The organism is Hymenobacter psychrotolerans DSM 18569 (genome assembly GCF_900142395.1).
Classification (GTDB): Bacteria; Bacteroidota; Bacteroidia; order Cytophagales; family Hymenobacteraceae; genus Hymenobacter; species Hymenobacter psychrotolerans.
In genome coordinates, this window is sequence record NZ_FRAS01000047.1 from 1 (window position 1) to 8,870 (window position 8,870).

3 protein-coding genes and 2 rRNA genes are annotated in these 8,870 nt (G+C 60.9%); 2 read left to right on the forward strand and 3 right to left on the reverse strand.

Annotation, left to right across the window (positions count from 1 at the left end; all coding sequences use genetic code 11):
* Together BUE15_RS20805 and rrf are read left to right on the forward strand one after the other, a co-directional pair.
* Positions 1-113 (forward strand): 23S ribosomal RNA (locus tag BUE15_RS20805); the annotation flags it as partial.
* Positions 114-204: 91 nt separating this feature from the next.
* Positions 205-316, forward strand: a 5S ribosomal RNA gene (gene rrf, locus BUE15_RS20810).
* A 502-nt stretch (positions 317-818) separates the two neighbouring features.
* Here the strand turns inward: rrf and tamL are convergent.
* The 3 genes from tamL to BUE15_RS20825 all read right to left on the reverse strand — a co-directional run.
* Positions 819-3,137: a translocation and assembly module lipoprotein TamL gene (tamL, locus tag BUE15_RS20815; RefSeq protein WP_211617698.1), complete on the reverse strand. Its 2,319-nt coding sequence runs from the start codon at positions 3,135-3,137 to the stop codon at positions 819-821.
* Between the two features lie 123 nt (positions 3,138-3,260).
* The gene (locus BUE15_RS20820) at positions 3,261-8,486 is read right to left on the reverse strand and encodes a translocation/assembly module TamB domain-containing protein (protein ID WP_073289146.1); all 5,226 of its coding nucleotides are present in this window, start codon (positions 8,484-8,486) and stop codon (positions 3,261-3,263) included.
* A gap of 73 nt (positions 8,487-8,559) precedes the next feature.
* A partial coding sequence (locus BUE15_RS20825) for a transposase family protein (RefSeq protein WP_139252438.1) occupies positions 8,560-8,870 on the reverse strand: 311 nt, incomplete at its 5' end.

Sequence of the window (8,870 nt, forward strand, 5' to 3'; positions counted from 1 at the left end):
GATGAGATATCCGATAATAAGAGTCGTCGGAGACCACGACGTTGATAGGTCCTAGGTGTAGAGTCCGAAATGGCACAGCCGAGGGATACTAATGACTCGAACGCTTCTGTAGTACACCGCTCACCTCTTCCCGTTTTCTTTCTTGTCCTTGCGTCAACGTTTTGACAGTACTGCGTGCCACCGGCAAGCAGGTACTGCACCAGTAATGGTGGCTTTAGCCCGGGTGTTCACCTCTTCCCATTCCGAACAGAGTCGTTAAGCCCCGGAGCGCCTATGGTACTGCCTTCACCGGTGGGAGAGTCGGTCGCCGCCAACCTTACTGTCTACGTGCTGCGGCCCCCGCTGCGTTGCTTCCCTCCCCGGGTAGCACGCGGCGGGGGCCGCGCTGCATAATACCCCCCCCACGCCGACGGTGGGAGGGGCAGCGGCCGCCAGCACAACACGCGTAGCCTACGGAGTTGGACACTATATGTGTTCCTGTAGGGACTACACACTTCTTTATACAAGGCTCGCAGCTTGCCTCTGTCATTTCTACGAATGGTTAGGAGGTACTGTAGCCTGCCAGAAAGGCCCGCCATCTGCACAGGTGGTGAGCCTTTCTGGTAGGCCTTTGCGCTTTATTGCTTAATCTACTGGTCGATAATAACTTTGTGCTATGCAGTTAAAAACAAGCATCGACTACAAAGGATGTGTACTGATCTTAGTATTGGTGCTTGCGTTACATCTTGTTCGGTTGCTCTGCTTATAGGTGGAAGCAAGACAACAAAAAGGGCCGCATCATGCGGCCCTTTTTGTTGGGAGTCGACTAGGTTTAACCTTTAGAAGGGGTAGCCGATGGCAATATTCAGACGGGGCGCTTTGTCGTCGGGGGTGCCGTAGGGGGCGCGTATGGGCATGGCTGCATCAAAACGGATGACGAAGAACTGCACATCAATCCGGATGCCGGCCCCAGCCCCGATGGCCAGTTGGTTGAGAAAGCTGCCGGGTTCGAACTTGCCGCCGGGTCGGTCGGGGTCTTCATTTACCAGCCAGATGTTGCCGGCATCCACGAACAAGGCACCTTTGACGTAGGGGAACAAATCCTGGCGGTACTCGGCGTTGGCTTCAAAGCGCAGGTCGCCTACCTGGTCGTAGAAATTGGTTTGCTCCTCGCTGGCATTTCTGGGACGATACGTGCCGGGGCCAATGCCGCGTGCCGCATACGCACGCACACTGTTCGGCCCACCAATGCCATACTGCTTCAGATAAGGCAGCACCTTGGAGTTCTGATAAGGCAGGCCGGCACCAAGCAGGATGCGGGTAGCAATCTTGTTGCCACTAGTTGGGTTGGAAGAGGTCCGGAAGTAGTTGCGGAACTCCAAGTCGACTTTGGTGTACTGGGAGAACTGCTGGCCGATCAGGGTATAGGCCTGGGTGCCATCGGGGTTGTCTTCCTTGGGCTGGCTGGTCAGGTTGCTGAGCAGGTAAGCCAAGTTACCGGACAGCTCTAAGCCACCGCTGAAATATATCTGGTTGCGGCGCTGCTCCAGCACCTGCTGGTTGTAGGTATAGCGGTAGCTGCTGCCCAGAATAAACTGCTGGCGGAAGCTGTTGGCCAAGAAAGGACGTTCGCGCAGGAGCTTGCCGAAGGTGGCGCTGGTGTCGGCCAGCCGCACATACTGCACGTCAATAGGCCGGAATTCCTGCTCATTGGTGAGCTTGGTTTTCCAGGTATAGCCGTAGTTCAGACTGAACACGTCCTGCCGGAAGGCGTCTAGTCGCTGCACGTACTTGTAGCCGGCTCCGAACGTGGTACGAGGCTGGAAGTCGGAGTTGCGCACTTGGATATCGAAGGGCGGCGTGATGAGGCGTGGCACAATCAACTGGGCATCGGCGCCCAGCTCATAGGAAGTCAGGCCGATGGCATTGGTGCCGGTGCGGGTTTGGTTTTCGAAAGAGCCCGTTATGTTCACCAGCAGTTGCTCGGCCCCACGCAGGGCGGAGCGGTTGCGATACTGAATGCGGAAGCCTGGCCCTACAAAGCCGTTGGACTTGCTTACGAGCAATACCTCGGCGCGCAGGCTCTTTTTGGGCACCTGAGTCATGCGGACAATGGCATTGAGGTGGCCATACTCGGCGGAGTCGGGCTGGTTGCGGGCGGGGCGAAACCGGATGTCCACGAACTTGAACGTGCCCAGACTCATGAGGCGGCTCAGCGTCTGGTCGGCGCGGCGGCGGCGGTAGAGGCTATCCGGATAGAGAAAAGTGGCGTTGGCAATGGCCTTGGCCTTGAACATCTTCTCATCGGGGTAGTAGCGGTATTTGCTGTAGATGATGGGCTGGCGCCCTGCAGAGGCGGTGTCCGAGAGGGAATAGTCGGTGTTCAGGCTCACGCGGTTGAGCACGTACGGCTGCGCTGCCCGCTTCGGAATGGAGCCTTTCACTTTCAGATACACATTCACCTGGTTGTCGAGGGTGCTGTCGACCTGGTAGAGCAGATAATCGGGTGCAAAGTAGTAGTAGCCCTGGTTTTTGAGTACTCCGTCGATGCGCGTGCGCTCATTGATGAGGGTCTGCAGGTTGTATGGTTCCCCGACTTTCAGCAGCGACGCCGACTGGGTGGCCCGGATGGCGCGGTCCAGCAGCGTGTCCCGGTCCGGATAGTAGATTTCCTTAATCAGGTAAGGTTTGCCTACCTGTGCCGTATAGTCGACGGCGGCAGTCTGGCCCTTCACCTGCACTTTGCTGTGCACGGCCGGCTTGAAATAGCCGTTGTTGTTGAGGCGGTTGGCCATCAGGGTTTTCACCCGCTGGGTATCTACCTCGCTTAGCAACACCGGCCGCTCCCCATACTTGTCGGCCAGCCACTTGCCCAGTCCTTTGGTTTTGCCTTCGCCCAGGCTCCAGAAGTAGAGCTTAGGCCGCATGCCCAGAATGGAGGCGTTGGGCTTGGGTGCAATGACAGCTTCCAGCTCCGTGGTGAGGGCGCTTTCATTCGGCACGGGTGCTTCCGACTGTACCTTCACGGTGCTACCGGTGTAGAGCTTGGCATCCTGCGGAATGTATTTGGTGCCCGAGCAGGCCCCGGATAGGGCCAGAACGCTCAGGGCGGCCCATCTGCGCAACCGAGCCCCGGTGGTGTTCCTTTGCGGCTGCAAAGAAGCCGCCAAACGGCTTTCGGAGCGAAGTGAGGGGCGGAATAGCATGAAAAGGACTGATTTCTGAAAGATCATACCAGAGAAAAGTGCCGGCGGGCACCACGCCTGAAATGGTGAAAGGTATTAGCGGCCCGAAGTAGCCGGGCGTTGGGCGGCGCGGGTCGTGTCGCGGCGCTGCTCCGAGGCTAGTGTCTGGGTAGAGTCCTGGGCGGCTTTCTTTTCGCGGCGCTGCTGGCGGCGGTTCTGCTTCACCTCCTCCTTCACCACCGAGTCTATTCCTTTGAACAGGTCAGCCAGGTCGCGGTAGTCGCGCTGGAAGATGAGCGAGGCGCCGGTGCGCACAAACTGCCCGTCGATGTCACCGTAGGCGTTGTTGCGGAAGGCCCGCAGCCGGATGCGGCCGTTGGCCAGCACGTTGTATTCCACGCTCACGTCGCCGGCAAACGAGCTGATGCCGGCCTGGTTCTGGCCCGTGGATGCCTGGTTGCCGCCACCCAGCGGCACGTCGGTGCCGAGGCGCACCGTGAGGCGGTTGTTGAGCAGCTGCCGGCGCACGGCCACGTTCAGGTCGGTGCGGGTTTTCTCGGCGCCGCTGCTGTAGTCGGCGTAGGAATTCACGCCCAGCTCCACGCCCAGGTTGGAGAGGTAGGAGCCCGTAAGGTTGTTCAGCTGCTCCGTCAGGACCTGGCTGGCCGAGCCGCGCAATTGGTCAGCCACCACGTTGCCGCCGCTACTCTTGAAGGGGTCATCGGTCATGAAGCGGTTGAGCACCATCAGCGAGAAGACCTGCTTGTTCAGCTCCGAGGCCTCGCTGGGCTGGCGCAGCTGAGCCAGGCGCGCCTCAATAGGCCCGCGCAGCTCCGAGCGGCTTTCTTCCGGCAACTTGATATCGAAGCCAATAATGGGCTTGAGCAGCTCCCCGTTCACGTTCAGGAACACCTGGAAGGGCAGCTGGTTGCGGCCCACGGCGTTCAGGGTTTCGTCGGCGAGGCCCTGCGAGGCCAGCAGTTCGGCCGGGGCGGCCTTCACGTTGTAGATGGCTGAAATGTTGAGCTGCGCGTTGTACGGGTCGCCGCTCCACACGATATAGCTGCCCTGCGCAATGGCAAACTCGCGCGAGGCCAGATCATAGAGCGACATGTTGTAGGAGCCGTCCGTCACGTCGAGGCGGCCGGTGAGGGTGATGGTACCCACCGGGTCGATGGCCGTGTTGAGCGTGCCGGCCGCCCGCACTTTCAGGTTGTCGCCGGAAATCGGGTCGATGACGAGCGTGAAGGGCGTATTGTCGTTGACGGTGATGCGGGCCGTGATGTCGAAGCCGGCGGCAGTCCTGACCGAGTCCAGGGCCATCTGGCGAGCCAGCATGGTATCAACGGGGGCGCTCTTGTCAATCCATTCCACAATGCCGTCGGTGGCTACCAGGCCGGCCTCGTCGTTGGGCACCACAATCGTCAGGTCGGAGCCATCGGCCACCAGTACGCGCGTGTTCACCACCGGCAGGTTCATATTGCCGCTGATGCGGGTGTCAGAATCCAGCACCAGCTTGCCATAAAACAGCTCGTTGTCGGTGGCGCGGCTGTTGACGGCCAGGAACCGGTCGGTAGTGGCGTTCAGGTTGAAGCGGTACGTGTTGACGTCGGCCAGATTGGGCGTCAGAATCCGCCCGTCTACCACGGCCTTGTTGTTGAGTGAGTCGAGGATGGTGAAGTTGTCGAAACGGATGCCCTGCTCATCGAAGCTGATTGCCTGCGTGGGCATGCGGAAGTCGGAGCCGAGCTGCGTGAGGGTGAGGCCGGCGTCCTGGGTAGTGGTGAGCGTGCCGTTGATGACCGGCTTGCTGGCCGTGCCCGTCACGACCATGCTGCCCGTAATGCCGCCGGTGGCTTCGCGCAACTGCCCGGCCGAGAAAGGCTCGGCCATCTTCAGATCGAAGCGGTTGACGTTGATATCGAACCGGATGGGGCTGGGTGGCGTGGCCAGGTAGTAGCCAACGGCCTGCACGTCGGCACCCTGCTGGTTGGTAAGGCGCACGTCTACGTTGTAGCGGTCGGGGGTGGGGTTGGTGGCTTTCAGCGTCACGTCGCCCACCACCGTCTTGTTGTAGACGAGGTTGCTGAGTGTCGCGTCGGCCGTGAAGGCCTGCTTCGGCTGGCCCAGGCTCAGGGCCAGCGCCTGCCCGTTGAGCGTACCGGCCACCAGCGAGTCGGCCATACCAGCGGCGCGGGCCAAGCCGTTCAGCTCCAGGTTCTGCATGTTCAGCTGCAACGGGTACTGAGCGCCGGGCAGCGTCTGGAGTTTCAGGCTACGGTTGTTGCGGCTGAACTCCACGTTGTTGGCGAAGATGACGCCCGTATTCAGGTTGTAGCGCAGCTCGTTGCCGGGCGCTACAGTCCATTCTGAGCGGTCCAGCATCAGTTTGGGGTCGAAGCTGAAGGCGTAAGCGTCGCCGCCACTGAGCACGCGCAGCACCCCGGCCATGTTCAGCCGCTCGGCGCTATCCGACTCCGCAATGCGCAGGCGGGTGCCAATCTGGTTGTTCCGGATGCTGCCGGCCAGCGTGGGGTTCGGAATGCGGAGCGTGGTGTCCTGGCTGATCTGGCGCAAACCCAGCCCGTAGTCCAGCTTCTGCGCATCAGACTGAACGTTGAATTTGAGCGAATCCAGTGCGTAGCCCATGTACACGATGCGCGGAATGCGGGTGTTCACCCGGAGGTCGGCGGCGCGGCTGTCAAAAGAGCCTGTCAGCTTGAAGGGCGTGAGCTGCTTGAGGTCGGGCACCAGCTTCTGCAGCGCCACGGTGTTTTTCACGTTGGCCTCGAAGGTGAAGCGTCGGTCGGCAGTGGAGGGTCGGTACCGGATGCCGGGCAGGTCGAAATACCGGTCGATGTGCTCCTGCAGGGCTGTGGCAATGTCGCCGAGGCGGGTGTTGCCGTTCAGGTTCAGGTCTACGATATTAGAGTTGAACACCACTTCGGTGCGGCCGGGCACCTGCACAATGCGGCCTTGCACCGAGTCCAGGGCAAACGGCTGGTTGTCGCGCACGATGACGATGTTGTTGCCGGAGAACGTGCCGTTGATGGTGTTCAGGTCGGAGCCGCTGATGTTGGCGGTCAGGTCGCCCTGCACGCGCAGGTCGCCGCCGGTGTAGAAGCCCAGGGCCGTGAGGTTAGCGCCGCGCAGGTTCAGGCGGTCTACGGTGTAGCTGGGGTTGTTGGCGTCGCGCAGGTTCACGGTAGCCAGCAGGTCCAGGTTCAGGTTGGGGTCTTCGGTGCTGCGGGCATCTACCACGTACAGATTCCGGTCGATGTCCACGTTGGCCGTGATGCCGCGGTAGGTGTAGCCGTTGTAGGTAGCGCGCTGCACGTTGGCCACCAGCTTGCCACGGAGCAGGTTAGGGTCGAGGCCGCCGCGGCCGTTCAGGCGGCCGCTGGCCGTTACCTTGCCAATGGTCGGGTCGCGCAGGATTTTGCCTACATCGAGGTTTTGGGTGCTGAAGGTGGCTGCAATGGGCTCCTGGCCTTTCGGTCCCGAACCCAGATCCACCTTGGCCGCCACGTTGCCGAACGTGGTGGTAGCGCGCAGGTCAGCGTCAAACAGCATAGCCGTGGGCCGACCTTTGAACGTGCCGGCCACCGTCATGCGCGGCGGAATCCGGTACTCGTTCGGGATGGTGCCCTTGGGCACCAGGCTGCGGATGTCGGCTTCGGTGGTCGTGAATTGCTGAATGTTGAGGTCAGTGTAGAGGCGGCGGTCTGTTTCGGGCAGGCCCTGAATCCGGCCGCTGGCTTTCACGATGGTGTTGCGGAAGCCCACAAACTCCAGGTTCTGCACCCGGAAGTCGCCCACGCGCCCGTTCACGCGCCCACTCAGCAGAATAGACTGGTTGGGGCCGGTGTTGAACGGCGGCGTGCCGGCCAGATCGGGGGCCAGGTACAGGATGTCGCGGAAGCCGAGACGTACGTTGCGCAGGTCGCCTTCCAGCCCCAGGTTCGGAATGTCGTCGGCAATGGCGGCCAGGCTCTTGTAGCGCATGCCCAGCGTCTGGCGGATGCGGGTGTGCGGCGTAACCAGGTCGAGGTTGGTGAGGCGCGTCTGCACCGAGTCGAACACCACCTCGGCCTGCGCCGACGAAATCTGGAAGCCGCTTTTCTCCTTGCCCGCCAGCTGGTTGATGCGGCCGGTGGTGCTGTTTTCGGAGTAGCGCAGGTTCTCCACGTTCAGGATCAGGTCCGTGAACTTGAGGTGGTTGTAGTCCATGGCCGGCACGCGGGTGCGCTGCGCGGGCTCGTTGAAGTTGTCGAAGGCCACGTCCACGCCGCTGATGTCGGAGCGGTTCAGCGTCACTACCCAGTTGCTGGGCTGGCCCGTGGCGCCTTCCACGGCGTCGTTCAGGTCGCGCACTACTTCGGCGGGGTTCACGAGGCGCTTTTCTACCGGTACCTCCTCGTTCTGAGCGTAGGCAATGCTGGTATTGCGCAGCTTCACCGTGTTCAGGGCCACCCGCGAGTTAATCAGGTCGATGTTGTCGGCCGTAATTTCGGCCTCGCCCACGCGGGTGCTGATAAACTGCGCCGACGGGTCGTTCTTATAGGTCAGGCTGACGTTGTTCAGGTTGGCCCGGTTCAGCCCGAACGTCAGGGCCAGCGGCTCCGCCACGGCGGTATCGGGCGGGGCGGTTTTGGTTTGCGCGATGTTGATGCTGGTATTGCGCAGCGCGGCCTCGTCTACCTTATAAATGGACTGGTCCACGTCCACGGCGTCCATGGTCACGGCCAGCTCGCCCACTTTCGTGCGCAGGTTCAGACCCTCCACCTGGTCGTCGTAGGTGAGGTGAATGTTGGTCAGGCGCAGGTCGCCGATGTCGTATTTGAAGCCCGAGCCGGTGGTGTCGGCGGGCGTAGTAGTGGTCGTGTCGCCGGCCGTAAAGGCATTCACAATAAAGTCGTAGTTCGATACGCTGTCGGGCTCGGTGCGCTTGATGGCCAGCCGTCCGTCGTTCAGCTCCAGCGACTTCAAATTGATTTCCGACTTGGTCAGGCCCCACAAATCCAGGTCTACACCCAGGTGGCCTACCGACAGCAGCGTGTCGCCCTGCTGGTCTTCGATGTACACACCGTCGAGGCTGAGAGCATGCTTGAAATCGGTGCGGAACTTCGCAATCCGGACTTCCGTGCCGATTTTATCCTGCAGATAGCCGGCGGCTTTGCGGGCGGCGTAATCCTGCACTGAGGGAAACTGTAGGGCTATAACGATACCAACGACCAGCAGCAGTACAAATGCCACTAGCCCCAGGATGGTATACAGCGCGCGGCGGGCGTAAGTAGGTAGAGTAGTAATAACCAGACACAATTAGGGTTCAATGAAAACCAAACGGCAAAAACAGGCCTTGGGTTGGGAAAGAATGTCGTCAAATCATTAAACCTTATTCGGACAGTTTGGGGAATTTATCGGGCGCGTAGAGGCGCAGGGGACTGCGCACGCGTAGGTTGTGCAGCCCGCAGGCGACCACGATGACCGTGTCGCGCCGCCACTGGCCGCGCAAGCGCAGCGTGTCCTGTACCATGCGCAAGCGCTTCATTCCGCTGTGGGCATGCTCGATGACCACGCGTAAGGGGCTCAGCAAGTGGTTGTACAGCTGCTGAGCGAAGGTCAACTCCCGCTTCGGCGGCTTCTTGTGGGGCATCTCCACCACCACGCCGGCCGGGGTATGGCCCACCAGACCCAGGTCCTGAC